Raw genomic sequence first — 25,662 nt, 5'->3', positions numbered from 1 at the left:
AAAAGAGAGAGGTATCTCTCTTTTTTGTTCTTTCCCAAGGGTTATACTTCACAATTTGAGTCCATCAATCATAAAACGTAACAGTTTTAGATTTACCAGAGTAATCGGTAACATAGAACTCGGCCTTGTTATTGCTCCCATCTACAAATTTTCCAATACTGCCAAATGTGTGGCATTCTCCGGGTGAAAAATAGTTTGCCCCTACATAATCATCAGGATTGTCACCGGGATCATCCTCATATAAGTGCAGTGAGACAGAAAAAGGAGTGCTTCCTGAAAGGCACACTCTAAAATCTCCTCCGGTTGAGTATACCGTCGGACTTGAGTAAGTATATGTGTAAGTCCCCAACTTATCCCACTCTCCAGCCCCAGCAGTTCCAGCTTTTTCTGCTTGTACCGTTAATGGAAAAACCACAGCCAACCCTAAAACAGACAAAAATCCAACTACCTTAGTGAATCTCATCAGCTACACCACTCCTCTATTTCAATGATAGCCGCAGATACGTTTGTATCATTTCCGGCAGAGCTACATAATTGATCCATCCTGCCTCCCTGCTTCTTAGGCAGGTGGCATTGGACATTATATTCAGCAGCAGCCGTTTTATGAATCCGTCTTTGTGCTGGTTTTAAAATGTTAAAAATAAATGCATTCCCATTTGTACTGCTATCTCTTATAATTTGTTTAAAAGGTTGTACTTCAATCAGGGGGAAAAGGATATGGAATTAAGCTTCACAAAAATACTCGTTATTTTGTTTGTAGGTTTTTTAGTATTTGGACCTGATAAACTGCCAGCGCTTGGCCGTGCAGCAGGAAAAGCCTTATCAGAATTTAAACAAGCAACAAGCGGACTGACTCAGGATATCAGAAAAAGTGACTCAGAAAACAAAGAAGACAAACAAATATAGGATAAATCGTTTGGGCCGATGAAAAATCGGCTCTTTATTTTGATTTGTTTCTGTGTCATCTGCCTTTTTTTTATCATTTGGACAGCCCTTTTTTCCTTCTATGATTTTAACTGTCCAAGCCGCAAAATCTACTCGCCGTATAATAAAGCGTAGTAAAAATAAAGGAGGAGTAAATATGGGTTATTACAAAAAATACAAAGAAGAGTATTATACGGTCAAAAAAACGTATTATAAGAAGTATTACGAATATGATAAAAAATATTATGACTGTGATTACGACAAAAAATATGATGATTATGATAAAAAATATTATGATCACGATAAAAAAGACTATGATTATGTTGTAGAGTATAAAAAGCATAAAAAACACTACTAAACGCCATTCACATCTCCTCGTTTTTACTTTCCCCCGGCTATTGCCGGGTCTTTTTTGTTTATGCACTATATGTATATTTCTGAAGCTTCCCTTTCTATGAAAACCTTGGTGACTGAATCTAAAAAAGAATAATGAATATTTAGTACATAGTTTAGTTAGTTCATAAATGAGCGCATTCAGTTTATTGCAGTTACAAAGAAACTTTTATAAACTCTTTGAGGATCATACATAAAAGGAGAGGTTTTTTGTATAGAAACATCGTATTTTATCTCATTTTACTTTGTCTTTTTATATCAGTTGTCATGAAAAGATTTGAGGTGATAAGAACAATAGCCAATGTTATCTGCTTTGTTTTCGTATTGCTGTATTTTAAAGATGAAATGAAAACATACTCACGTAAAGCGTTAGCAATCCTAAGTATTTGTTTTCTTTTCTTAGTCGGTATCTGTGCTTTTATCATTTTACAAGGACAGACATTGATGAAACGTCACCTCTTTTTTACAGGCTGGGAAACGATAGCGGGCATTCTTTTAATGATCGTTTCTTTAAGCATTTGTACTTTTATTTTGGGGAAAATTTCAAATCGGTTAAAACGATTGTGATCTCGTTCTTTCCTCTGATAAAGTTACATAGCTTTCAGATTGGAGAAGCGTTTCGTCCCTTACATCACTCAAAATGAAATATTTTGTTTATTTATATACATCAATCCAGTTCCAAAATAAGGTATAATAAATGACGAAATCACTATCAAAAGGGGGAATTTGAGTGAAAAAATATTGATTGCAAGTGCAGTAGGAACAGCCATTCTTTTCGGAACACTTCCATCAGGTATACCAGGCTTGCCCGCGGCAGATGCTCAAGTCGCAAAAGCAGCATCACAGCTGCCTAAGGGAATCGGCGGCCGCGCCTATCTGAATAGTACAGGCGCCGTTTTTACAGCTAAAATCAATCTTCCTGACACTGTAAAATATGATACGGTCTCTACTCCTTATATTTATTCAGGATTTAGGGCAACAAGCGGAACTGAGGCCGATATCGGGCTTCAGTACAGCAAACAATACAACGTCTGGAAGCCCCTCATGAAGGTTGGGTCCAAAAATGAAGAAACGTACATCGAAGGAAAAGACAAATTCACATACAATAAAGGCTTCCGCCCTGGAAGCACAGTCCAAATGACAATCTATAAAAATTTAAGCGGCAATACGCGCATGACCCTTTGGGGAACGAACAATGACGGCTATACTGGACGGATTATCACAGAAATTCAAGGAACCAACATCGGCACGATTTCAAAATGGAAAACCCTTGCTACCGCGGCTGTTTCGTATGAAAGCCAGCGTGATGCGATCAAAGCAACCTTTTCGACCTCTTTTAACAACATCACTATCGACAATAAAGCCGTTACTCCTGTGGTAGATACACAGGATTTCGCAAAGGTTTCAGTTGCAGGAAATAACGTTACGATCTCTGTTAATAAATAAACGAAGCAGCAAAAAGCCGCCAGCATTGTCTGGCGGTTTTCCTTGGAGCATACTGGTCATAGTTCGTTTCTTCAGCTCTTTTGTTTAAACCTAACTTTAATAAGGGTGGAAATTGGTATGAAATATGAAAAAACAAGTCTTTTTGGAATGATTTTAGTTATTGTAGCACTTCTAATATCTATATATTTTATGTGTAATACAAATGCGTTGATACCTGCTGGATATGATCTAGCTATTCATGGAATTGTAATATCTAGAACTGTAATGATTGCTTTTACTTTGTATTTAGTTTCAAAGTTAGGATATTTTCTTCTGAATAAAAAAGATTAACTGTAGAGTTAATCTTTTTTATGTATTATACGTGTTTGTCCTTCAATTTTTATTCATCTTCCAGATTGCTTAATGAAATTAGGATACCTGCTATCTATTCACTGCACAATAAAAAGGCAGCATTAAACCGCTACCTCAAATAAAAGCTTGTCCCCATGTTTATAGTTGATTAACTTGAAATCATCAATGGTAAAGTCATAAAAATCTTTCACTTCAGGATTGATCCATAGTTCAGGTGCTTCAAACTGTTCTCTTTCCATTTGAATTTTCAAATTGTCTATATGACGTGTGTACACATGGCAATCCCCAATGTTAAAGATATATTCACCAAGCTCATAACCAGTCACTTGAGCAATCATGCGCTGCAACACATTATACTGGAATACATTGAATGGATTTCCCAATGCCATATCATTGCTCCGTGCTCTTACCTCAAGGTGGAGTTTCCCATGTTTAACGTACCATTGTGTCTCGTATACACATGGCGTTAAGGCCATTGCGTCTAATTCATCAGGATTCCACAGCATTGTAATATGTCTGCGTGAAGATGGATTGTTCTTCAATTGATGAAGAAGATAGTCTACCTGATCCACTTTTTCTCCATTTAGACTTCTGTTTTTCTTCCCCAACTGAAATCCATATGCATGTCCGATGGTGCCGTCTTCTTGTTTCCATTGATCCCAAATATGTACGCTCATCTTGTTTAAATCATTAACATCATTAGATTTCAGCTGCCAAATCCAGAGCAACTCTTTAATGGCTGTTTTCCAGGCAACCTTTTTTGTCGTTAAAATCGGAACCTCTGAGTTGTCGAATCTCATTTGCTTACTGATTACACTTAGAGTATGTGCCGGTGTTCCATCTGAGTCCCACTTGGTTCTTACATCAAACTCTTCGTCTGAGATTCCATTATTGATAATATCCTTTATAATTGAATTGTATTGTTTATCGAATTGCGTCATGACTATTCATATCCTTCTTTCATTTTCAGTTGCTAAGCATAATTTATTACGAATGCAATATTATCGCAAATACTAAGCACTTGCAGATAAAGTGAGGATCTTATTCCACTCACTGTGTGTTTAAAGAGGAGTTAATCCCCCCTCTTTTACACCTGTATTTCTCCATAACATAGTCTGTCACATAGCTCATAGTTACCGCCAGTTTGGTACATACACCGTTGATAACATTGTTGAGGATTATAAGAAATGGTTTGATATTGCGGCACATAAAAATTCAAATAGTTAGGTGTTTGTGTATACCAAATTGGAAATTGTCTAAACACATTAAATCCTCCAATAGCTTTTTCTGATTTAATGCATTGTATTTTACCTGAATATCAATTGTCATTTGTCCATGTGCAATTGGGCTTTCTTTAAAATAAATTCTCTCTAATTTCATTCATTTGATCATTAACAACTTTTTTATGATATTTGGCAGCGGTTCATTCCTTATATGATCTGTTTCTAACCGGTTTTGCTGTTTGTTTTTGATGTCTAACTCTAAATCCTTCAAAAGCAGTATTAAAAATCATATCATAGAGCTCTTGAATCTTGACCATAACGTTCAAATATTCTTCAATGAGAAAGTCCCTTTTTACGTATATTAATCTTCTCTATACACTTTACTATTATTTTACAGTGATTGAGTGCTCTCTCTCGCTCTTATTTTCATAAACAGCTATCCGTTTTGTTTTTCAGAAAGTGTTTTAAACAGCCTCTTTTTACTATTCTTATTTCATTTGACCATACCATATCATTTAAACTTCATAAATTAAATTCGAATAACATAAAGGAGGAATTTAATTGGGTTATTATAAAAAATATAAAGAAGAGTATTACACTTGGAAAAAAACATATTACAAAAAGTATTACGACAATGATAAGAAGCATTATGATTGCGACAAGTATTATGATCATGATAAAAAACATTATGATTACGACAAAAAGTATGATGACCATGATAAAAAATATTACGATGATCACGATTATCATTACGAAAAAAAGTATTATGATGACGATGATCATTATTATGATTTTGTCGAATCATATAAAAAACATCACTAAATCTCTTAAACGTCTATTTATTCCCTGGCGACATACCGGGGGCTTTTTTATGATATTTATCGACGAACTCAGATTTTTTTGTGCTCATGGCTGCTGTAAAATTCAATTATTAATGAACACAAGTCATTTAACTTGGCTTATTATTAGTGGCATTACTAGTTTTTAGTTGCCTTCCCCTATTTATAAAAATTTAGATAAAAGTATTTCTTTATAGAGATGCTTGTTTCATCGACAACTCAATCCTAAAGTGGTAAAATCAATAAAAATGTAAAAACTGTAAATATAATAAAAGGAGCATCTATATGTATATAAGTATTATAATTTTAGCATCCATGCTTTTATGGGGGGCAGTTATCCACGAGCTAAGTAAACCTTCAAAAAAGCAAAGCACCAGAAAAATTGTTTCTTTGACATCTTTAGGTTCTTTATCGACTTTAGTTATTACTATTTCACTTTTTCAAAACTTCCCTTTTTAAAATTTGTTTTTAATTAAATCCTTCGTATTAAAATATTCATTTTATACATAATATTTATATGTACCTTGGCTGAAACCTCCATTGATCAATCACACAGCATGAAGACAGCCAAGGATTTATTTTGTTTACTTCGTACCTGTTGAACCGAGTCCTCCTCTATCCTCGTTTCCCAAATGCTCGACTTCAACCAATTCAACCGCCGGCATTTTCTTCATGATTCTAAACTGGCAGATACGATCACCCTTCTTAATTTCAGTATCACGCAATGCATAAGCAGGAAAGAACCAGAAATCGTTGTCTCCCTTATATGACTCATCGATAACACCCATTGAATTTGTTTGAATAACGCCAAAGTTCTTGTATGTACTTGAACGAGGGACGACATGTGCTTCGTAACCTTCAGGCAGCTCCATTGCAACACCTAATGGGACAAGCTTAAATTCATCTTTTTTGATTGTTACATCTTCAGCTGCCCGAAGATCAATCCAGTCTCCCTGCTCAATTTTGCTGATTCTTGTTTGTGTTTCATCTAGATACTTGATTTTAATTTGCATTGTCATGTACTAGCTCCTTTAATTTTTATTGACTATCATACAGTAAGGCTTGTTCTTGTGTCATTTTCATCAGTTATAAATTGAACGTCTTCAAAATCATTCTGTAAAGCATTGAAGTACAGTTTTTCAATGATTTTTTTGTTTTTACAGTAAATCGAAACGTAGCTATTATCTGCTATCAAAAGGACAAGTTCGCAATCACTGTCAGCAAACTCTTCATATATATTGACTTGATTAACCATTTTTCCATATGGAAATGCTTTCAGTTCAACGAAAATGGTATAGTACTGATTCGTTTTTAATTGTTGCTCAAAAACTGCCCCTTCAACAATTGCATAGTCATGAAAAAGCTCCTCATTATCGAGCTCTCCTTCTACAACAAAATAAGATTCCCCACTCGTTTGCCACCTATAATTAGCTATTTCTACCGGCTGCAGTATTCTCCATAGAAAATTTCCATATTCATTCGGTATTTGAAAACTAACTCCCCTATTCATGTATACCCCTTACTTAAACGATTTTTGTGAATACGAGTTTAATTATATACTCTGATGTTAGGTTTATGGAACAAGGAATCGACTGCCTTTTCAACCGATTATCTTTTACAGAATTTCCTCAGCCCTTCTCATTTAAAAGGTTCTTCCAATGTTCATAACAATAGACGCCCTCTTGTTCTCTTGTCTTTGTCGAGAAAAGTTAGCCAGTCAGTGCCTTCATATGTAGTGTCCTGCTTGTCTCAGACCGTACTTGATTACGCTTTAATCATCCTCATATTATGACATGTTTACTCCGTCATAAATATTCACCAGAAATAAACATACCCTTTTTGTATTTCTTGTGAATTATAGGATTTCCCAAAGGTCTTTCCAACTCTTTACCGAATGTATAAATTTGTAATTTATTTCTTATATAGGAGATGAAGAAAAGTGTTTAAGAAAATTGTGGTAGGTTCGATTTTAGTTAGTTCAATTACAGGATTAAGCTCTACTTATGCTTCAGCTGCATCAATTGACCACACACCTAAAAAAGCCTCTGCGTTTGCAGCCGCACAATCCGATATTATACTGGAAGAGGAAGAAACGTTTAGAGGTGACGGAAAATTTTATTTTGATTATTATGGAAGTGAAGATGGCGAAATCAGAGTTTTTGTTGAGAATACAGGAAGCAATCCATTTGAATTCAAAATTGTAAAACCAGGTGGTGGAACAATCGCTTCCGGCTATACAGTTAAACCTGGCAAAAGTGTAACTCTAACTCTTGACGTATCACACTATAAAACCGGAACATATTATATTCGCTGTCAAAATGATGATGGAGCTAAGATAAAAGCTTTTGCAAAAGTGCGTGCTCTCTAATAGGAATACAATGGAGCAAGGAAGCTTGCTGTTACTTCCTTGCTTTTTTCTGTGCTTCTATACTGCAAACATCACTAATTCTAACCTGTATCCTTTGTATTGATGAACGGTAAGTTTTTCCTGATTAGATTTCTCGTTATCATCTACCCTTAGAAAAAAATGTCCCGAAACAAATAATCATTTTTGTAATCCTCGGTCGCCGTACCCATTAACACCCCACTTACAAGCCTCATGTATCCCGTACTTGCTATTATTCGAACATTGATAGGCACCTTCTCGTATCACATGGATTTGCTGTTGAATGATTTCAAATAAAGTTGAATAAAATAAGATCGAATCATCCAACAATTAACATTTACTTGCGGCAATAGGTGGTATTTATAATCCATAAGAAGGAAGGAAGCGTTGATGATAAAGCTTTGCCGAGAAGTTTGGATCGAAGTCAATCTTGATGCCGTTAAAAAGAATTTGCGAGCGATCCGCCGTCATATTCCACATAAGAGCAAAATTATGGCTGTCGTAAAAGCGAACGGTTATGGTCACGGGTCTATCGAAGTGGCACGCCATGCACTGGAACACGGGGCGAGTGAGCTCGCTGTTGCCAGTGTGGAGGAAGGAATCGTTTTACGAAAAGCTGGGATTACAGCACCTATCCTTGTGCTTGGTTTTACATCCCTTAGTTGTGTAAAGAAGTCAGCAGCTTGGAATATAACATTATCAGCATTCCAGGTTGATTGGATGAAAGAAGCAAACGAGATATTGGAAAAAGAAGCGAGTGCTAACCGGCTGGCCATTCATATTAACGCGGATACCGGCATGGGACGATTAGGTGTACGCACAAAGGAAGAACTTTTAGAAGTAGTGAAAGCCTTAAAGGCAAGTAAATTCCTCAGATGGACAGGGATTTTCACACATTTTTCGACAGCTGATGAACCGGACACAACACTCACAAAGCTGCAGCACGAAAAATTCATCAGTTTTCTCAGCTTTTTAAAAAAACAGGGGATTGAGCTGCCCACCGTGCATATGTGCAACACTGCTGCAGCTATCGCATTTCCGGAATTTAGCGCTGATATGATCCGTTTAGGTATCGGCTTGTATGGTTTATATCCTTCAGCCTATATTAAACAACTAAATCTCGTTAAGCTTGAACCTGCGTTAAGTTTAAAGGCACGCATCGCTTATGTGAAAACCATGCGGACAGAACCCCGAACCGTTAGCTATGGTGCTACATACATCGCAGAACCTAATGAAGTAATTGCTACACTCCCGATTGGCTATGCTGACGGCTATTCTCGTGCTCTTTCCAATCGCGGGTTTGTTCTTCATCGCGGAAAACGAGTGCCAGTGGCGGGAAGAGTAACAATGGATATGATCATGGTCAGTTTAGGAGAAAACGGTGAAGGTAAACAAGGAGAAGAAGTCGTGATTTACGGTAAGCAAAAAGGAGCCGAGATTTCCGTTGATGAAGTGGCTGAAATGCTCAATACGATTAACTATGAAGTCGTGTCTACATTAAGCCGCCGCATCCCTCGTTTTTATATAAGAGATGGCGAGATTTTTAAAGTATCAACTCCAGTATTATACGTGTAGAACATCTTAAAATGCTGAATCAAGATCCCTCTACCAGGGGGATTTTGTTTTTTCTGAAACTAAAAAAATCCCTCCTATAAGAAGAGAGATTTTCAACATATTTATACCTCAATAACTGATTGTTCAGGAGTATTATGATCGTGTCGAGAACGAAAATGCTCTTCTAACTCTTCAAGTGTACGCCCCTTTGTTTCCGGCATGAATTTGTATACAAAACCGATTGCCAATACACCTAAAGCCACAAATATAAAGAATGTAAAAGACAAACCTACAGAGCTAAGCAAGATCGGGAAAGCAAAACCGATCACAAAGTTTAATATCCAAAGGAAAAAAACACTTATCCCAGAACCAAGCCCTCTTAACCTTTGAGGGAAGATTTCCGCTATGACAAGCCAAGTCACAGGTCCTACACACCCTTGCATAAAGGCAAGAAATAAAACGGTCAAAGAAAGCACTACATAAGGAAGTGCCATAGATCCATCAAGCACAATTGAGAAAATCGCAATCAATAGGAGCGCTGTAGTCGTCCCCGCCAAACCAATCAATAATATTGGACGCCGTCTTACTTTTCCTACCAGCCAAATCCCAAATATAACTGCAATAACTGATATCAGCCCATTTCCAATATTAGCAATTAAAGCCGCTTTTGTACCAAAACCAGATTCTTTAAGGATTTGTGTGCCATAATACATAATCGAGTTCACACCTGTAATTTGATTCACTATGGCAACACCGATTCCAATCCATAAAAGACGGCGCAGCCATGGTGTAGAAAAGTCCTTGAGTGATGCCTTTTCTAGTGTTGTATCTTTTTCTACCGCTTCTTGAATTTCTCTACATTCAGCTTCTGCACGTTTATCTTCTCGAATTTGTTTAAGAACTCGCAGCGCCTCACTGTTTTTGCCTTTGGAGATTAGCCATCGCGGGCTTTCTGGGACCTTAAGCATACTGGCAAATAACATGATAGCCGGAACAGCACAAATGACTAGCATGTATCTCCAAACATGTCCCGTATTTGCCATTGTTACACCGAGGATCGCATTAAAAACATATGCTAAAAATTGCCCGCCAACAATCATTAGTTCATTTTGGGTTACCATACGCCCTCTCTTTTCATGCGGTGCCATTTCTGCTAAAAAGGCCGGCACCATCGCCGAGGCTCCTCCAACAGCCAGCCCCAGTAAAAAACGAAAGGCCGCCATGATGAAAACATTAGGTGCTAACGCTGTTCCCAGTGATGCCAGGAAAAATAAAAAGGAAAGATTAAGGATCATTTTACGTCGGCCATATCGATCAGCCAATCTTCCGCATAACAACGCTCCAAATGCGGCACCTAATAAAAGAATACTCGTAACAAGCCCTTCTGTAACCGGTGTTAAATCAAGCTGATCTGGCCTTGCCATAAAAGGTAAAGCTCCATTTATAACTCCGGTGTCATATCCAAAGAGAAGCCCTCCAAAAGTTGCTGAAATCATTATTAATTTCAACCTTCGATTTCGATGTTCATTCATATCCATTTCCCCTGCCTTTATTAAGAATACTTAATAAGCTCTTTCAGTGTGGATATTGAGTCAAAACTAAAGTCATCTCTATCTTAGATTTTCGCCTCTGGATTTGTAACCGTTTACATTTTTAGACAGTAGAATAAACCTAAGCTATTAGTTGTTATGTTGTAGTAATATTTTTGTCACATTATTGTCATTTCTCATATTATCATAATTCCAAAAGCATTTTCAATCAATATTATTTTCAGGATTATTTATTTCCGCTATGTGATGGTGATGTTTTGATCATCTCGTTGTGAAGTTAACTATTGGCAATTTGAGTGTTATAAGTTCCCTTGAAGTTTTCCATTCACAAAAAATGTCCATATCGTTATAATGATGATGTTTAATCGCGAAAAGAGAAAATGATAAAGAGGGAATCAATATGAAGAAGATTTTGATCAGTATGATCGCAATCGTTTTAAGTATTACTTTGGCAGCTTGCGGATCACATCACGCAGCCAAAAACCATTCAGATTCTAATGGGACGGAGCAAGTCTCTCAAGATACTCAATCTAATGAATATAATCAGACAGAACAAAAGGCCGGCACGCCTCATTCAAAAAAGCAGAAGAAATTGGTCAATGTTACATTAGATAGAGCAATAGATGGAGATACGATTAAGGTTATTTACAACGGAAAGAAAGACACAGTTCGCTACTTGCTCGTTGATACACCTGAGACGAAGAAACCAAATTCTTGTGTTCAACCATACGGTGAGGATGCGTCGAAACGAAATAAAGAATTGGTCAACAGCGGTAAGCTACAGCTGGAATTTGATAAAGGCGATCGCAGAGATAAGTATGGAAGACTGTTAGCATATGTTTATGTTGACGGCAAATCTGTTCAAGAGACATTATTGAAAGAGGGATTGGCCAGAGTAGCATATGTATATGAGCCTAACACAAAATACATAGACCAATTCAGACTAGATGAGCAAGAAGCAAAATCAGATAAACTGTCAATTTGGAGTAAGAGCGGTTATGTGACAAACAGAGGATTTAATGGCTGTGTGAAATAGAAAAACACTGTTTGTTAAAAAAAGCAGCAAACCTAGCAGAATGCAGTTTCCAAAGAATGAGAAAGAGATGATGGCGTGTCTAGTTTCCATTCTGCTTATCAAGCTAAAATCATGCAACTAGCCTGTAAAATTTCCGCTGTATAGTAACAATAAAAAACACCCCTTCACGTCAATGTGAGGGGGTTATTTGTGTGTAAACATCCTTCCTATTTCATCATAAATCAAGAGATCCCTCTACCGTCGTTAGCGCGGTTTCATACATCTTACCCATTGGCATTCCTAAGCTTTCTCACTTCTTGAAGTGTTCGCTGACAGAATACAGTTCCGCTCGTTCGTTTTGTCTGCTGGACACTCCAATACTGTTTAAAGGTTGCGATACCTTATTCTCACCATCTTTTCAAAAGAAGGCAGCCATGTCATCAAAGGCCTTTGATGATGATTGATCATTAATTGTTCGTCGGTTGATCTCCAGACAATAACATCATTAGTTTTTTCGAAAGCTCTTCAAAGCTGTATTGAGATCCTTTGTGTGAGTGTAAATGTTCTTATACAAATCAAATAGTGTTTTATATTTTTGAACATTTTGTGCCTTTGGATAAAATGCAGCAGCCTCACGAATGAACTGCTCTGCACATTCTTCAAGGGATTCAAACCAACCGCTTCCAAATGCAGCCAGCATTGCAGCTCCCATAGCTGGCCCTTGTTCATTTTCTAACTTAATCACCCTCGCATTGAAAATATCAGCTTGCATTTGCAGCCACTTATCATTTTTAGCTCCTCCACCAATAGAAACAACAGTATGAACTGATTTTCCCGCTTCGCGGAATAGCTCAATTGATTCATGTAAAGAGAATGTGATACCTTCCATTATTGCCCTCAAAAAGTGCTTTCTATTGTGAGCTCCATCCATTCCGATCAAGCTTCCCCGAATAGAAGAATCAGCATGCGGCGTTCTTTCACCAACTAAATAAGGAGTGTATAGCAGTCCATTGGCTCCTATCGGAATAGCTTCCACCCCCTGCAATAATTGCTCAAACGATTCGTTTGGTGCAAACGTTCTTTTAAACCAGTCCAAGCTGTAACCTGCAGCGAGCGTGACGCCCATCGTATAAAAAGAATCCTTTTTTCCATGATTAAAAAAGTGGACTTTCCCTTTAAAGTCTCTTTCTTTTTCTTCTTCGTAGGAAAGTATGACCCCTGAGGTCCCAACACTGCATAAAGTTTTTCCGGAAGAAAGGATACCTGCTCCAATAGCGCCGCAAGCATTATCTGCTCCCCCAGCGTACACTTTTGTTTTTTCTAATAGTCCGGTCTTCTCGGCAACGTGCGGAAGCAGTGATCCTACACAATCATGAGATTCAACAAGCGGAGGACAAATATCTGCAGAAATACCAATTTCATTGCAAATATCATTGCTCCACTCCTTGCGAGTAATATGTAAAAGTAAAGTTCCTGCTGCATCGGAGTATTCGGTGTGAATGGCACCGCTCATACGGAATCTCACATAGTCTTTCGGAAGCATAAAAACAGCAGTTTTTTTAAAAAGTTCAGGTTCATGTTCCTTCACCCATAACATTTTAGGTAATGTAAACCCTTCTAAAACACGGTTTTTTGTGATGTCAAGAAGATGATCGCCAAATTTCTCGGTCATCCTTATACATTGAGGCGTTGTTCTGGTATCATTCCAAAGAATTGCATTACGTAACACCTGACAATCTTTATCAAGCAGTACTAATCCATGCATTTGTCCCGAATAGCTTATCCCGTCAATATCCTTGGCTTGAACATTGGATATAGAAACCAATTCAGCCAATGCTTCAATTGTTTGCTGCACCCAGTCTTCAGGATTTTGCTCACTATATCCCGCCTTTTCTTGGATGAGCGGGTACCTTTTGGACGTTTCTGCACAAACCTTGCCGTTTTGATTAACTAAAATGGTTTTAACAGCACTCGTTCCAAGATCTATTCCAATGACATACTTCATTTTTTCACTCCTTGCCCTTTTAAAAAACCATTCACTCTAAATAAATCCTAATTATAGAAGTTACCCGTCATAACAACAAGCAATAGGAAAGGAATCATGACGGGTAATTCAGTGACTTGGTATTGATAGCAGGATCTGGAGCTTATCCTGTTATACTTCTAAAATGTATTGGTTCAATATCGCTTTTAATTGCTCCTGTCTTCCAGATTCGTTTTTAATTAATTTATGATTTAGCGCATATTGCTCAAGTGTTTGGAAATTAGCTCTTCCTTCTATAATTTCAAGACCAATCCCTTCAGTAAAGCTGCGGTAACGATGTTGAATCACATCTTCAAACACACGATCTTCGATTAATTTGTGGGCAACTTTCAATCCTCTTGCAAATGCATCCATCCCTGCAATATGGGCATATATTAGATCATCAGGCTCAAAAGAAGATCTTCTGACCTTCGCGTCAAAGTTTAATCCGCCGCTTCCTAGGCCGCCATTTTGCAGGATTTCGTACATTGCTAATGTCGTAGAATATAAATCCGTCGGAAATTCATCCGTATCCCAGCCTAAAAGAGGATGACCCTGGTTTGCGTCAACAGAGCCAAGCAGACCATATACTCTTGCCATGCGCAATTCATGTTCGAATGTATGCCCAGCTAATGTGGCATGATTGGCTTCAAGATTTAATTTAAAATGATTGTCTAAGCCATATTGCTTCAAAAAGGCAATGGTTGTTGCTGCATCTGTATCGTATTGATGGGTGGTCGGCTCTTTTGGTTTTGGCTCAATCAAAAACTGCCCTGTGTACCCGATTTCCTTCGCATAATCCACTGCCATATGCATAAATCTAGCCAAATTATCAAGCTCAAATTTTAAATCGGTATTTAACAATGTTTCATATCCTTCACGGCCGCCCCAAAATACATAGTTCTCAGCGCCAAGCTCTTTTGCTGTTTCTAACCCTTTTTTCACTTGTGCTGCAGCATACGCAAACACATCTGCATTGCAAGAAGTCGCGGCACCATGGACGAAACGGGGATTCGTAAACATGTTTGCGGTATTCCATAATAGTTTAACGCCGCTATTTCTCATGTAATCTTTAATCATGCCCACGATCATATCTAAATTTTGGTTTGTCTCTTTTAGCGTACTGCCTTCTGGTGCAATATCCCTGTCATGAAAAGCAAAGAATGGTGCATCTAGTTTTTCAAACATCTCAAATGCTGCTTCTACTCTCATCTTCGCTAGATCCATGCCTTTATAGTGATCCCATGGTCTTTGCATCGTAGCTGCTCCAAAAACGTCTGTACCATCAGCAGTAAATGTATGCCAATAGGCAATAGAAAATCGCAAATGCTCTTTCATCGTTTTTCCGCCGATTACTTCTTGAGGATTATAATATTTAAATGCTAAAGGATTAGTCGAATCTTTCCCTTCGTAAACCACTTTGTTTACGCTTCCAAAATAGTTAATTGAACTGGAATGAGATTGAGCCATGTGATTTCCCCCTCAAAAATAAATTCAAAACATGATCATTCAAATACAAATGCATTTTATTTCATATTGTAAGTTACCTATTAGTTTGTTGTTTAAACAAACTAACTTATTTTCATCTTATATAACCTCATCAGTATTTTCAATATTTTTTTAGTTTTTTATGAACACATTAGATATAATAAAGGGAAGATTCGCTATGTACTATGTTCATACTTAATTTAAAGATTAAACAAATGGAGTGGATGAAGTGGATATCGCTGATCAAACCTTTGTCAAAAAAGTAAATCAAAAGTTATTATTAAAAGAAATCCTTAAAAATTCACCTATTTCAAGAGCAAAATTATCTGAAATGACTGGATTAAATAAATCAACTGTTTCATCACAGGTAAACACGTTAATGAAAGAAAATCTGGTATTTGAAATAGGTCAAGGACAATCAAGTGGCGGAAGAAGACCTGTCATGCTTGTTTTTAATAAAAAGGCAGGATACTCCGTAGGAATAGATGTTGGTGTGGATTATATCAATGGCATTTTAACAGACCTCGAAGGAACGATCGTTCTTGATCAATACTGCCATTTGGAATCCAATTCTCCAGAAATAACGAAAGACATTTTGATTGATATGATTCATCACTTTATGACGCATATGCCCCAATCTCCGTACGGGCTTATTGGTATAGGTATTTGCGTGCCTGGACTCGTTGATAAAGATCAAAAAATTGTTTTCACTCCGAACTCCAACTGGAGAGATATTGACTTAAAATCTTCGATACAAGAGAAGTACAATGTGCCTGTTTTTATTGAAAATGAGGCAAATGCTGGCGCATATGGAGAGAAAGTATTTGGAGCTGCAAAAAATCACGATAACATTATTTACGTAAGTATCAGCACAGGGATAGGGATCGGTGTTATTATCAACAATCATTTATATAGAGGAGTAAGCGGCTTCTCTGGAGAAATGGGACATATGACAATAGACTTTAATGGTCCTAAATGCAGTTGCGGAAACCGAGGCTGCTGGGAATTGTATGCTTCAGAGAAGGCTTTATTAAAATCTCTTCAGACTAAAGAGAAAAAACTGTCCTATCAAGATATCATAAACCTCGCCCATCTGAATGATATCGGAACCTTAAATGCATTACAAAATTTTGGATTCTATTTAGGAATAGGCCTTACCAATATTCTAAATACTTTCAACCCACAAGCCGTAATTTTAAGAAATAGCATAATTGAATCGCATCCTATGGTTTTAAATTCAATGAGAAGTGAAGTATCGTCAAGGGTTTATTCCCATTTAGGCAATAGCTATGAATTATTGCCATCTTCCTTAGGACAGAATGCGCCGGCATTAGGAATGTCCTCCATTGTGATTGATCATTTTCTGGACATGGTTACAATGTAATTTTAATGGAATGTACAGCTCATCTTTAAAGATGAGCTTTTTTATTCTAGGAGTATTTCTGAAGCAATATTGATATAGGCACCTTCTCATATGAAAAAGGAGTTCTAAAATAGAAATCTCCTTTTTCATGTGCAAATTATTTTTCTTTATAACGAAAATATCTAAAGTCGGCCGGTATATGATTACCGCTGGTATCTTGGCATTGCATCCCTACAAAGGCCCCTGTGAAGAATCCTCCCCCACGGATGTAATCATCTGATAATTTTTTCGATTCCAGTGCAATGTCAATTTTGTGCCAAACTTCTTTGTTAAAAGAATAGAAATAATAATATTTGTCCTTTTCAATATTTACTTTTAAATATACATACTTTACTTCACGAGGAATAACAATTTTATTATTTAATGGCTGTGAAAAAGAAAAGTTGTCACATATTGTTAATTCAAGAATGCGGCCCAGTTCTTCATCATGCGTGACTTGAAGAGCCGTCCAGTTCTCTGTATTGTAATAATTCACCAATCCAGCGGCTTGTTGAAAATTTTCCGGATAAAACTCAACAGCAGTTTCCGCTTCAAAATGGAGACTTTGCCAGCGTCTGGCTACAAATGCCTGAGTAAATGTCGAAGTTAATGATTCATGACCGAATAATCGTAAATGATTTGGCGCTTGAGTCAATGAACCTAATTCATTCGTGAATGGAATCCTTAAAGTTTGAAAATTTATATTTAATGTTGAATCCTCAAATTCATCAACTTCCGGGTACGTTGCTTTAAATATTGTTTCGGGTATAGAAGGTGCATCTACCTCCAAGCTTCCTTCTTTTCCACCTACTACATAGGGCCATTCATCTTTCCAGTAAAGTTTTTGAATAGCTGTTTCTCTGCCCAAAGGACAGTATCCTCTCTGCTGAAAAATTGAATCATCGTCAGGATGAATAGGACGTCCCGTTAAATGAGCTAAATACCACTCATCTGTATGTGTTTGAACAATGGATGCATGACCACATTTTTGCAATGGATTTCCTGGGTCATGCCATGACGTTAAGATTGGATTATCGGGATGAACTTCATATGGTCCCTCAATATTTGCAGAACGGGCAATTGTAGCAGCATGTTCGTACCGTGTTCCTCCTTCTGCAGTTAATAAATAATAATAGTTCCCGATATGATAAAGGTGCGGAGCTTCTGTCAGTTTTCTATCAGTTCCTTCAAATATAACTTTTGGTTTACCGATTAATTTTTGCTCTTTATCAGAATATTCCTGTATAACAATTCCTCCAAATGAGTGCCGATCAATACGGTGATCCCATAACATATTTAATAAATATTTTTTTCCATCCGTATCATGGAACAAAGAAGCATCAAACCCCGAGCTATTTAATGTAATCGGCTCCCCCCAATCACCATTAATCGTTTCACAAGTAACTAAATAATTGTGACAATCTTTCCATGCGCCATCTACTACCTTAACATCCGTATAGATCAGCCAAAACTTCCCATCACTATAGCTTAAACATGGTGCCCAAACCCCACCTGAATTTGGATTTCCTTTCATGTCTAATTGTGAAACTCTCTGTAATGGATGTGCAACTAAGTGCCAATTTACTAAATCTTTTGAGTGGTGTATCTGGACTCCCGGAAACCACTCAAATGTAGATACAGCGATATAATAATCCTCTCCTGCCCTACAAATACTTGGATCGGGATTGAATCCTTTGAGTACTGGATTGGTAATCTTCATTTGGGACTCCTCCTCAGTTTATTTTCTTTTTTAAGCCTTGAAATCATCAATATGGTCCAAATAAACTTTGTCTCTATTCTCTAATTCTCGAACCATGTTTTTATATTTTTTCTCATCTAAGTTATAGAAATTAATATCAATTAAAGCTAGAACCAGCAAGAACACGGGAATAATGGTTGTTGTAATTAAAATCCCCATTAATGCCGCCGGGGTTTGTGCCTGATTTGCCACATATCCAAACTTATCAAGAACCAGACCCGGAACAACTCCTCCTAAGGCCATACCAAACTTAAAGAAAAATCCGATGATAGCGTAAATGAGCCCACCCATTCTTTTCCCAGTCCTGTACTCTCCATATTCTATTGTTTCAGGAATAAGCGCCCACATATATCCCCCGGCAGTGAGACTTCCAGCAGCAGCGATTAATCGACAGACAAGTATGAGGTAAACATTACTTGGCGGAACAAACAGTAAAGCTAAGAGGCCGATAATATTCAGTAATAATGCATAGTTTAGTAATTTCTTTTTCCCCAAAAATTGATGAAGCCTTGGAATAAACGGTAAAATGACCAAAGCGGGCAAGCTTCCTATCAAACCGTACCACTTCACCAAATCCTCTCTTTCTAAGTTATACGTTACGTAGTAAATGCCAACCGAATTACTGATGGAATTCACTCCAAAAATAATAATAAAGAAAATACTTAATACAACAAGTGGACGATTAACACGAAACTGCTCAAATATATCCGTAAATTTAATTTTCTCTTCGGATTTTTGAAGAGTGACCCGCTCTTTTGTGCTTTTAAAACAAAAGATTAAAAGGCACCCGCCTATCATTCCCAAAATACCCATGGTTAGTTGCCAGCCAAGAGACTCGTTGCCGGAAGTATCGCTTAAATAAGCAGCCAGTAAGGGAACAAAAAATGCAACGACAAGTCCCCCAAGATTCGCAAATAACATGCGAACAGAAGTTATACTAACCACTTCTTGATTATTTCTAGTCATTGCAGAAGTTAACGCGCCATATGGAACGTTTATCGTTGTGTATGTAAGCGACAAGCCAACATAGGTTATATAGGCATATATTAATTTCCCCATATCCGAAAAGTCTGGTGTTGTAAAACAGAGTATTGCCAGTATGACAAATGGAAAAGCTCCGAATAAAAGATACGGTCTAAAGCGTCCAAATCTGCTGTTCGTTCTGTCAACTATTGTTCCGATAAAAGGATCAGCGAGAGCGTCGATTATTCTAACCACTAAAAACATAGTACCGGCTGCTGCTGCCGATAAACCAAAAATATCTGTATAGAAGAACAAAAGATAAGTAGACACTGTTGCATAAATTAAATTACAAGCAAAATCTCCAGACGCATATCCAACTTTTTCAACCATGCTAATCTTCTTTACATTTTCACTGAGCATGATTTCTCCCCTTTTCGATCCTTTAATATGGAACAGTGTGAAACGGTATAACAATTTCTCGAATTTACGGTCAGTAAACTTTTATAAAAGCGCTTTCAAAACAGTGCAAAAAAATATGGTGATCAGCAAGCAGAAAATTCATCTTTTTTCGTCATACCTTATATACCTGGAAAAGGATAAAAGCCTCATTCTTTCGTTTCTTATATTGTTTAGCTCCATTAAATCGACCCTCTTATCCCCTTCCATCCATATTCAGTAAGACCTTATCTTGTGGACAATGAAAGTTCATCTTGTTAGTTTGTCGATCGAACAAACTAACTTGATTTAATATTATAAAATCCTCTCGACTTTTTCAACATCTTTTTCAGAAAGTTTAAACAGAATGAATTAAATATTGATTTTTGACTGTTTCGTTATATTCAGTGTCTCAAATATTTGCGAATGTCATGTATCAGTTAACGACGATTAGTCCAAAACAGATTCTTGTGTAAACACATGACAAAGATGATCTATGCGAAATAAGGAATTGGTTAGTGGTAAGTTGCATTTAAGAGTTTGATAAAGGTGATCACAGGATGTATGGAGACTGTTATCCTAGATTTATGCTGATGGCAAGCCCGGTCATGAATTGAAAGAACAGGAATGGCAGAATAGTTTATGTTATAAGTCCAACCCTACATACATATATCAATACAGGAAAGATAAATAAGAAGCAAAAATTGAGAAGCTTTCAACCGGAGTAGAAATGGCTTTTTGACTGTCTGAGGATTAATGGCTGTGTTAAACACTATGATTTATCCTTTCAAACTTATTTTAATCTTAAAAATTTTAATTGAGACTGGAAACAAAAGAGAATACAGAAATTAATTCCGTATTAATTTATTCAATATGTTAATTTTACTTTGGTCTTTATGATTCTTCTTCCTTCTTCTATAACCATCTAATAAAGACTTTTTATAAACCTTGAGGTAATCATCAATCGTTAGCAAATGATATTTCGCTCCGCCATCTTCAAAAACCTCTAGGTTATTATAGTCTACATCTGCAAATGGTTTTAAATCCTCAATGTAAGCAATGCCTATTTTTGTATTAGTTTTCTTAAATTCATGCTCATGTAAATCAACCATTTTGTATCCATGCAGTTCCATCACTTTTTTTAGTTTTTCCCACTTTTCCTCTAAAAAAATTAAAGGAATAAGGATATCAATATCTTCTGGGGAAAAGTCTAACCCAGTTACCTTTTCAAGACCTAAAGATCCATATAATAATGGAATTATGTCTAACTCTTTATTAAACGTTTTAGCTATATTGATAAATTCATTATACAATTTCATTTTACATCCCCATTATTTGGTGATTAATTATTAAGATTCAACTGGCTCTTGAATTTTCATAAGTCCTTCAATACTTTCATGTGGTATATATCTCAAAGGGTTATTTTTCAAACATCCTGAAAGTCATCTGTACAATATCTAAAAAGCCTTGAAAACTGAATTAAAGAAAAACATCAAAATGATAATGGCTAGCACAACAACAATTTCAAAAGTATGTGAACTGCCATCTTCTTTTTCTCGTTCTTTCTTCTCCCTCATTTGTTCCTTATATTTTCTTTGTATTTCATCCTTTTTCCTATCCATCTTACTCGACCCCTTTCAAAATAAAGTAAAGCCAAGCAATTCTGAAAATTTTTTATTCCTTCTTTTGACAAGCTCGAAAATACCAATGTATAAGCGTAATGCCTAATGGATTAAACTCCAAATAACAAAGCCCCTCCGATAAACCAGAAAAAAGGAAATGGAAACATAATTGCATTTAAGACAATCCCATATACAGCACACCGTTTATTTGTCTTCATTGAAACGAACGCTAAAATGATTCCTATAGGAGAAAGCAATAATGGAAAAAACACCGGCATTCCTTGCCATGGAATTGACATAACTCCCGTAAAAAAATTAATAATTAGGATAGCTGAGATAATTGGAATCGTGATTGAAAAAATAGCTGCAGTTTTTTTAACATTCATATTGAAAGCAAGTCTCCGTTCTCTTTAAAATCGTAGTTTTATTTAATCTTGAGAAAGTTTGTCAAAATCTCTTTCTTTCATTTCAGGCAGAGTTATATCAATCCCTAACATTTTTATTAATTCTTGTACGTAGCTTTTTATTGCAAGCATATTAAATGGGAAATCGAAATCAAATTCCTCTTTAACGCTTAGAATATCCATTGCATACGAACAGTTATGCTTCATACCCAAAAGATCATCATTAAAGCTTAATACATTTTTATACGATTGATCAGATAACTCACAGTGAGTAACTAAAAAAAAACTAATAAGGTTTCCACCTTGAGAATCAAAATCTACTAATCTTTCATCAGGAATGCTTCTTCAACATTGTCTAGATCCTCCTTAAAATCACTTTAAAACTACTGTTCTACTCAGAAATTAAACATCTTGGTCGCATTTCTCATTCTTCCGCCATTGAATAGTATTTCGGCGAGTTATTGCAACAGGTATTAATAGTAGAGTACCGACAATAAGCAACATAAAAAAGATCACAAACAGCGAACCTGTTCCCGGAACAATTTCTTCATAGGTAATAAAGCGCTCCTCCCCCTGCAGGACGAAGAACCGAGAATTTTCAAGAAAGGCTAGATGAAAAGCGATAGACGTCCATAAGCTTCCTGTTACAATACGGAGGAGTTGAAGGATGCATCCAAAAGTCAACAATAAAACGATGTAATCTAATGTGATAGCAGGTGATTCAATTCCAGCTATATATTGCAAGCCACTTACAGTTATTGGTGCAAGCACAAACAGGATCGGCTGTAGGAGTAAGGCCATAAAACAGTTCCAACGCTTATTTAGAGCATAGTACACCGTCCCCCGAAAAGTTAATTCCTCTGGAAAAGCTTCATAAAAGAAAGCGATAATCATATTTAAGAGCAATGCTGTCACTAAATGGACAGAGAAGTGAAATTGTGTAACTTTGATCCAGCCTAATAAATGGGCGATAGCGAAACCAGACCCGGATAATACAATCACATATATTGCTCCCATAATGGCTTTCGGAATAGCTTGCCGCCACCCAGACAGTCCTATAGAATAAAAGGGTCTACTAGACATCCGTTTAAGAAGAATGTAGAGCAACGGGACAGTTATTAATGTGACTAAACCAGCTTGGATGCCATGCTTCAAAAGCTTGGAAGCTCCTGCTTGGCTAGCCATTGAACCAACTAAAGTAGCAAAAAACAAAGCAAATACGAATGTTCCCCAACTGAGCAAGACAGTTCCTAACCATTTATGATGATTGTCTTGTTTTCCGCTTTTGGTGAGATGAATTTGCATTTGGATACCCCTCTCACATCATTCATATTAAGCACTATAAGCCCTACTATCACTATACGTTCTATAGCTGTTATGGTTTCAATTTCCTGCATTATCCCTCTTACAATTCCACTCTTCCTCTAAAATAGCGTAATAATATTCATCCCACCATTCATTGCCTTTTGGAATACATTTTTTAAAAAATCCTTCTCTTTTCATTCCAATCTTCTCCATAACTCGGTATGAAGGAATATTCTCAGGTTGACACGTAGCTATAATCCTATGTAAGTTCATTTCTTTAAATCCATATTCCAAGATAGCTTGGGCTGCCTCAGAAGCATACCCTTTATTTTGATAATTCGGATTAAACACCCACCCAATTTCATATGTATGTTCACCAAAATACTTATAAAAAACAATATGGCCTATAAGACAGTCTTCATCTCTTAGTATGACAGGGAATTTTTCAGCGTTATCACCTTTGTTTTTATTTACAAATGCCTTTGCATCTTCTTCAGTAAAAACCCCTTCAGGTATATACTTCATCACATTAATATCAGATGTATACTCATATACAGCCTGCCAATCTTTGAATTCAAATTCACGTATCAATAACCTTTTTGTTGTTATGTGCATTAAAGCAACTCCCCTCTAATATACTTAATCTTTATTTCAATATGAAGACAACAATAACCTCTTTAAAACTATCCTTATTCAACAATATTGCCTCTTGCTAGAACAACTCAAGGATTTCTGACTGTGAACAAGCAATGGAATATGATTCTCAAAAATAATTCCCTTACCCTTCTCTGAGGGACAATTATGAAGGAACAACACAACAAAAAATGGAAGTCCAAGTAGCTCTGCAAAAAGAAGAGTTGTATTCATTGGCTAATGACTGGCTTGGCTTTATTAAAACAAACGATAAAGATATTGAATCAATTGATTACGATTACACTGATGATTATGAGGTAAACCCAATGAGCGGCATTAAAATCAATGGTTATCTCAATAGAAAAAAGTAACACGGGGAAAAGACGAAGTAAGATCATTTACTGTGGATGCAACTCGTAAGCCAGATTGCGAAGATAAAATAAGGATTAAACAAACATCCCCTTACAATAAGTAAGAGAATGTTTGTTATCAACAAGATTGTTTAATTTAATTGGTATTCCTTATTAAGCTTTTTAAGAAGTGAAATTTCAACTTCGTATTGGCTTCCATAAACTCTGCTTATTTTTTGCACTTCTTCCTTTGAGCCGAAGAAAATAACTTTAAAATCATCATTTACGTATTGAACTACAAAAAAAACATCAAAATCATCAAATGTATTTTTATTTATCAAAATAAAACCACTTGATTGAGCTGTTGTTTTTACACTAATCCGCCTGCCATCACTCACAACATCAAATCCATGCTGATTAGTTTGACGTGCCAGAGTGCCGTTGGTTTGGATTGCACAAATGAATTCACCGATTCTGCCAATTAAATGCCTCAATTCTGTGGGCTTACAGTTCAATACATTCATTTCATATCTCAAGATTTGGTTATATTCATTATAAAGGTTTACAAGTTGTTCTTTACTAATGATTTCGGCTTGATCATGTATTTGGTTATTAGTAATAGGTACTTCTCGGAGTGATTTAACACCGTTTACCCATTCGCCTACGATAACTTCCTTATCTTCCCCTTTTGATTTTCTGAAAATAAGTCCTGTATAAAGAGAGTTTTCACCTAAGTATTTGTAAGAACTTCTATTCACATATTCAAAGAGGTGCTTATTAAAAGAAATCCCCTTATTATACCGGTTATAACAATAATCTGATAAAATAATGCTATCCGTTAGTTCCGTATTTTTCTTGAAGGGTTTTCTTTACTTCTTGAGGTGAAAGCAACTCATTGATCTTATTTTTTAAAGCATCTTTAATTTGCTCGTAAATTGTCATTATACTTCCCTCAAATAGCAGAATCTTTGGTTGTTGAAATTAGTCATAATTTTTTCTTTTGCCGAAGTGTTATTCTGAAACCAGTTTATAATACTCTTGGAGATTCGGATTTACTTCCCAATATTTCGTTCTATTAGAAGACACTAGCATATCAAACCATATCTCGAAATTAGAATTTAAGTTAATCGCATCTTCAATATCGTCAATTGAGTCTAGATATAACATATAACCTAATCCTTTTTTTGATTTGTTTGTGTCTATGACATACCTTCCATCAAAATGATATCCTATTAATAAGTATCCCTCTGGGAAATCTTGAACCTCATTATATTCAACGATTCCCTCTAAGCTAAGTATTTCAATGCCATCAAACATTTCCATCCCATTGTGTTGTAACAAAAACTCTTTAAAGTCATTAGGAAAAGTAACACCTAATTTCTTTTCTAAGCCGCTAATTTCTTGAGGAGTTGCTGGATTTTTGAAATGAAAAGTAGCATCTTCCAAGACATAACCCCCATGATGGAACACAGGAAATGTACCATATTTAGTAACTGCTTTCTTAATACCATCTAATGTCATGTGAACTAACTTTCCTTCTTCCATAAATGCTCCTCCTCCTTAAATCATCTCACTAAATTTTACCACACAGAACATT

The 25,662-nt window shown here is 36.4% G+C and carries 28 protein-coding genes and 3 pseudogenes; 11 read left to right on the top strand and 20 right to left on the bottom strand.

Annotated elements, in window-relative coordinates:
* Positions 1–64: 64 nt before the first annotated feature.
* Complete coding sequence (locus NX903_RS08925) at positions 65–463, bottom strand: hypothetical protein (RefSeq protein ID WP_086343877.1); 399 nt, start codon at positions 461–463, stop codon at positions 65–67.
* A 16-nt stretch (positions 464–479) separates the two neighbouring features.
* A pseudogene (locus tag NX903_RS08920) lies at positions 480–642 on the bottom strand (hypothetical protein).
* A 75-nt stretch (positions 643–717) separates the two neighbouring features.
* On the opposite strand from NX903_RS08920, the gene tatAC reads away from it, so the two are divergent.
* The 5 genes from tatAC (at position 718) to NX903_RS08895 (ending at position 3,093) form a co-directional block, all read left to right on the top strand.
* Positions 718–906 (top strand): twin-arginine translocase TatAC, encoded by a 189-nt coding sequence (gene tatAC / locus NX903_RS08915; protein WP_014476920.1) that lies wholly within the window; start codon positions 718–720, stop codon positions 904–906.
* A 175-nt stretch (positions 907–1,081) separates the two neighbouring features.
* Entirely contained in the window at positions 1,082–1,282 is a 201-nt protein-coding gene (locus NX903_RS08910; protein WP_024573164.1) for a spore coat protein CotC, read from the top strand.
* A 245-nt stretch (positions 1,283–1,527) separates the two neighbouring features.
* Positions 1,528–1,884 (top strand): YoqO family protein, encoded by a 357-nt coding sequence (locus NX903_RS08905; protein WP_086343876.1) that lies wholly within the window; start codon positions 1,528–1,530, stop codon positions 1,882–1,884.
* 159 nt (positions 1,885–2,043) lie between these two features.
* Positions 2,044–2,763 (top strand): YrpD family protein, encoded by a 720-nt coding sequence (locus NX903_RS08900; RefSeq protein WP_128737889.1) that lies wholly within the window; start codon positions 2,044–2,046, stop codon positions 2,761–2,763.
* A gap of 42 nt (positions 2,764–2,805) precedes the next feature.
* Positions 2,806–3,093, top strand: coding sequence for a hypothetical protein (locus tag NX903_RS08895; RefSeq protein ID WP_119123060.1), 288 nt, complete (start codon positions 2,806–2,808; stop codon positions 3,091–3,093).
* Positions 3,094–3,215: 122 nt separating this feature from the next.
* Here the strand turns inward: NX903_RS08895 and NX903_RS08890 are convergent, their stop codons facing one another.
* Together NX903_RS08890 and NX903_RS08885 are read right to left on the bottom strand one after the other, a co-directional pair.
* Positions 3,216–4,055 (bottom strand): thymidylate synthase, encoded by an 840-nt coding sequence (locus tag NX903_RS08890; RefSeq protein WP_024572380.1) that lies wholly within the window; start codon positions 4,053–4,055, stop codon positions 3,216–3,218.
* Between the two features lie 274 nt (positions 4,056–4,329).
* Positions 4,330–4,494, bottom strand: a complete 165-nt coding sequence (locus tag NX903_RS08885) for a hypothetical protein (protein WP_134983653.1) — start codon at positions 4,492–4,494, stop codon at positions 4,330–4,332.
* 404 nt (positions 4,495–4,898) lie between these two features.
* Here NX903_RS08885 and cotU point away from each other — a divergent pair, with 404 nt between their 5' ends.
* A complete protein-coding gene (cotU, locus tag NX903_RS08880; protein ID WP_003231648.1) occupies positions 4,899–5,159 on the top strand; it encodes a spore coat protein CotU in 261 nt (86 codons plus the stop codon).
* A 601-nt stretch (positions 5,160–5,760) separates the two neighbouring features.
* On the opposite strand, the gene dutA is transcribed toward cotU, so the two are convergent.
* Both dutA and NX903_RS08870 read right to left on the bottom strand, forming a co-directional pair.
* Entirely contained in the window at positions 5,761–6,195 is a 435-nt protein-coding gene (dutA, locus tag NX903_RS08875) for a dUTP diphosphatase DutA (RefSeq protein WP_003245820.1), read from the bottom strand.
* Positions 6,196–6,224: 29 nt separating this feature from the next.
* Positions 6,225–6,686 carry a DUF2691 family protein gene (locus NX903_RS08870; RefSeq protein ID WP_086343874.1) on the bottom strand — a complete coding sequence of 154 codons (462 nt, stop codon included), beginning with the start codon at positions 6,684–6,686 and terminating at the stop codon, positions 6,225–6,227.
* A gap of 429 nt (positions 6,687–7,115) precedes the next feature.
* Between NX903_RS08870 and NX903_RS08865 the strand changes: the two genes are divergently transcribed.
* Entirely contained in the window at positions 7,116–7,544 is a 429-nt protein-coding gene (locus NX903_RS08865) for a hypothetical protein (protein WP_024572377.1), read from the top strand.
* Between the two features lie 408 nt (positions 7,545–7,952).
* Entirely contained in the window at positions 7,953–9,137 is a 1,185-nt protein-coding gene (gene alr, locus NX903_RS08860) for an alanine racemase (protein WP_086343873.1), read from the top strand.
* A gap of 101 nt (positions 9,138–9,238) precedes the next feature.
* On the opposite strand, the gene NX903_RS08855 is transcribed toward alr, so the two are convergent.
* On the bottom strand, positions 9,239–10,654 hold the full coding sequence (locus NX903_RS08855; protein ID WP_086343872.1) for a sugar porter family MFS transporter: 1,416 nt from the start codon (positions 10,652–10,654) through the stop codon (positions 9,239–9,241).
* A gap of 412 nt (positions 10,655–11,066) precedes the next feature.
* Between NX903_RS08855 and yncB the strand changes: the two genes are divergently transcribed.
* A complete protein-coding gene (yncB, locus tag NX903_RS08850; protein WP_017697666.1) occupies positions 11,067–11,702 on the top strand; it encodes an endonuclease YncB in 636 nt (211 codons plus the stop codon).
* 214 nt (positions 11,703–11,916) lie between these two features.
* On the opposite strand, the pseudogene NX903_RS08845 reads toward yncB, so the two are convergent.
* From NX903_RS08845 to xylA, 3 genes and pseudogenes are all read right to left on the bottom strand, one after another.
* Positions 11,917–12,082: pseudogene (locus NX903_RS08845) on the bottom strand (glycoside hydrolase family 11 protein); the annotation flags it as partial.
* A 104-nt stretch (positions 12,083–12,186) separates the two neighbouring features.
* Positions 12,187–13,686, bottom strand: a complete 1,500-nt coding sequence (gene xylB / locus NX903_RS08840) for a xylulokinase (RefSeq protein ID WP_086343871.1) — start codon at positions 13,684–13,686, stop codon at positions 12,187–12,189.
* Positions 13,687–13,836: 150 nt separating this feature from the next.
* On the bottom strand, positions 13,837–15,174 hold the full coding sequence (xylA, locus tag NX903_RS08835; RefSeq protein ID WP_086343870.1) for a xylose isomerase: 1,338 nt from the start codon (positions 15,172–15,174) through the stop codon (positions 13,837–13,839).
* A 247-nt stretch (positions 15,175–15,421) separates the two neighbouring features.
* Here xylA and xylR point away from each other — a divergent pair, with 247 nt between their 5' ends.
* Positions 15,422–16,576 (top strand): transcriptional repressor XylR, encoded by a 1,155-nt coding sequence (gene xylR / locus NX903_RS08830; protein WP_086343869.1) that lies wholly within the window; start codon positions 15,422–15,424, stop codon positions 16,574–16,576.
* A gap of 136 nt (positions 16,577–16,712) precedes the next feature.
* On the opposite strand, the gene xynB is transcribed toward xylR, so the two are convergent.
* The 8 genes from xynB to NX903_RS08790 form a co-directional block, all read right to left on the bottom strand.
* A complete protein-coding gene (xynB, locus tag NX903_RS08825) occupies positions 16,713–18,314 on the bottom strand; it encodes a xylan 1,4-beta-xylosidase (RefSeq protein ID WP_086343868.1) in 1,602 nt (533 codons plus the stop codon).
* Between the two features lie 30 nt (positions 18,315–18,344).
* Positions 18,345–19,736 (bottom strand): MFS transporter, encoded by a 1,392-nt coding sequence (locus tag NX903_RS08820; protein WP_086343867.1) that lies wholly within the window; start codon positions 19,734–19,736, stop codon positions 18,345–18,347.
* Between the two features lie 863 nt (positions 19,737–20,599).
* Positions 20,600–21,070 carry a hypothetical protein gene (locus tag NX903_RS08815; RefSeq protein ID WP_042975853.1) on the bottom strand — a complete coding sequence of 157 codons (471 nt, stop codon included), beginning with the start codon at positions 21,068–21,070 and terminating at the stop codon, positions 20,600–20,602.
* Positions 21,071–21,208: 138 nt separating this feature from the next.
* Complete coding sequence (locus tag NX903_RS08810) at positions 21,209–21,373, bottom strand: hypothetical protein (protein WP_086343866.1); 165 nt, start codon at positions 21,371–21,373, stop codon at positions 21,209–21,211.
* 110 nt (positions 21,374–21,483) lie between these two features.
* Positions 21,484–21,759: a hypothetical protein gene (locus NX903_RS08805; protein ID WP_086343865.1), complete on the bottom strand. Its 276-nt coding sequence runs from the start codon at positions 21,757–21,759 to the stop codon at positions 21,484–21,486.
* Positions 21,760–21,801: 42 nt separating this feature from the next.
* Complete coding sequence (locus NX903_RS08800) at positions 21,802–22,116, bottom strand: hypothetical protein (RefSeq protein ID WP_128737881.1); 315 nt, start codon at positions 22,114–22,116, stop codon at positions 21,802–21,804.
* Positions 22,117–22,179: 63 nt separating this feature from the next.
* Complete coding sequence (locus NX903_RS08795) at positions 22,180–23,082, bottom strand: CPBP family intramembrane glutamic endopeptidase (protein ID WP_144486637.1); 903 nt, start codon at positions 23,080–23,082, stop codon at positions 22,180–22,182.
* Positions 23,083–23,160: 78 nt separating this feature from the next.
* Positions 23,161–23,697 (bottom strand): GNAT family N-acetyltransferase, encoded by a 537-nt coding sequence (locus NX903_RS08790; protein ID WP_042975846.1) that lies wholly within the window; start codon positions 23,695–23,697, stop codon positions 23,161–23,163.
* Positions 23,698–23,906: 209 nt separating this feature from the next.
* Between NX903_RS08790 and NX903_RS20970 the strand changes: the two genes are divergently transcribed.
* Positions 23,907–24,086, top strand: coding sequence for a hypothetical protein (locus tag NX903_RS20970; protein ID WP_370125243.1), 180 nt, complete (start codon positions 23,907–23,909; stop codon positions 24,084–24,086).
* Positions 24,087–24,217: 131 nt separating this feature from the next.
* Here NX903_RS20970 and NX903_RS08780 read toward each other — a convergent pair.
* Together NX903_RS08780 and NX903_RS08775 are read right to left on the bottom strand one after the other, a co-directional pair.
* Positions 24,218–25,007: pseudogene (locus tag NX903_RS08780) on the bottom strand (DUF7225 domain-containing protein).
* 69 nt (positions 25,008–25,076) lie between these two features.
* Positions 25,077–25,511: an SMI1/KNR4 family protein gene (locus NX903_RS08775; protein WP_086344600.1), complete on the bottom strand. Its 435-nt coding sequence runs from the start codon at positions 25,509–25,511 to the stop codon at positions 25,077–25,079.
* Positions 25,512–25,662: the final 151 nt, after the last annotated feature.

The sequence above is a fragment of the Bacillus sp. FSL R5-0576 genome, assembly GCF_038004765.1.
In the GTDB taxonomy this organism is placed as follows: Bacteria; Bacillota; Bacilli; order Bacillales; family Bacillaceae; genus Bacillus; species Bacillus subtilis.
This window is presented reverse-complemented; position numbering and strand designations above follow the sequence as displayed.

Bases quoted from the DNA above. Each gene is read 5' to 3' on its own strand.
- xylA (WP_086343870.1), bottom strand. From the start codon at position 15,174: ATGGCTCAATCTCATTCCAGTTCAATTAACTATTTTGGAAGCGTAAAC.
- NX903_RS08885 (WP_134983653.1), bottom strand. From the start codon at position 4,494: ATGAAATTAGAGAGAATTTATTTTAAAGAAAGCCCAATTGCACATGGA.
- NX903_RS08820 (WP_086343867.1), bottom strand. From the start codon at position 19,736: ATGCTCAGTGAAAATGTAAAGAAGATTAGCATGGTTGAAAAAGTTGGA.
- NX903_RS08925 (WP_086343877.1), bottom strand. From the start codon at position 463: ATGAGATTCACTAAGGTAGTTGGATTTTTGTCTGTTTTAGGGTTGGCT.
- NX903_RS08795 (WP_144486637.1), bottom strand. From the start codon at position 23,082: ATGCAAATTCATCTCACCAAAAGCGGAAAACAAGACAATCATCATAAA.
- NX903_RS08805 (WP_086343865.1), bottom strand. From the start codon at position 21,759: ATGAATGTTAAAAAAACTGCAGCTATTTTTTCAATCACGATTCCAATT.
- NX903_RS08890 (WP_024572380.1), bottom strand. From the start codon at position 4,055: ATGACGCAATTCGATAAACAATACAATTCAATTATAAAGGATATTATC.
- NX903_RS08855 (WP_086343872.1), bottom strand. From the start codon at position 10,654: ATGGATATGAATGAACATCGAAATCGAAGGTTGAAATTAATAATGATT.
- NX903_RS08910 (WP_024573164.1), top strand. From the start codon at position 1,082: ATGGGTTATTACAAAAAATACAAAGAAGAGTATTATACGGTCAAAAAA.
- alr (WP_086343873.1), top strand. From the start codon at position 7,953: ATGATAAAGCTTTGCCGAGAAGTTTGGATCGAAGTCAATCTTGATGCC.
- xylB (WP_086343871.1), bottom strand. From the start codon at position 13,686: ATGAAGTATGTCATTGGAATAGATCTTGGAACGAGTGCTGTTAAAACC.
- NX903_RS08790 (WP_042975846.1), bottom strand. From the start codon at position 23,697: ATGCACATAACAACAAAAAGGTTATTGATACGTGAATTTGAATTCAAA.
- NX903_RS08815 (WP_042975853.1), bottom strand. From the start codon at position 21,070: ATGAAATTGTATAATGAATTTATCAATATAGCTAAAACGTTTAATAAA.
- dutA (WP_003245820.1), bottom strand. From the start codon at position 6,195: ATGACAATGCAAATTAAAATCAAGTATCTAGATGAAACACAAACAAGA.
- yncB (WP_017697666.1), top strand. From the start codon at position 11,067: ATGAAGAAGATTTTGATCAGTATGATCGCAATCGTTTTAAGTATTACT.
- xynB (WP_086343868.1), bottom strand. From the start codon at position 18,314: ATGAAGATTACCAATCCAGTACTCAAAGGATTCAATCCCGATCCAAGT.
- tatAC (WP_014476920.1), top strand. From the start codon at position 718: ATGGAATTAAGCTTCACAAAAATACTCGTTATTTTGTTTGTAGGTTTT.
- NX903_RS08870 (WP_086343874.1), bottom strand. From the start codon at position 6,686: ATGAATAGGGGAGTTAGTTTTCAAATACCGAATGAATATGGAAATTTT.
- NX903_RS08810 (WP_086343866.1), bottom strand. From the start codon at position 21,373: ATGGATAGGAAAAAGGATGAAATACAAAGAAAATATAAGGAACAAATG.
- NX903_RS20970 (WP_370125243.1), top strand. From the start codon at position 23,907: ATGGAAGTCCAAGTAGCTCTGCAAAAAGAAGAGTTGTATTCATTGGCT.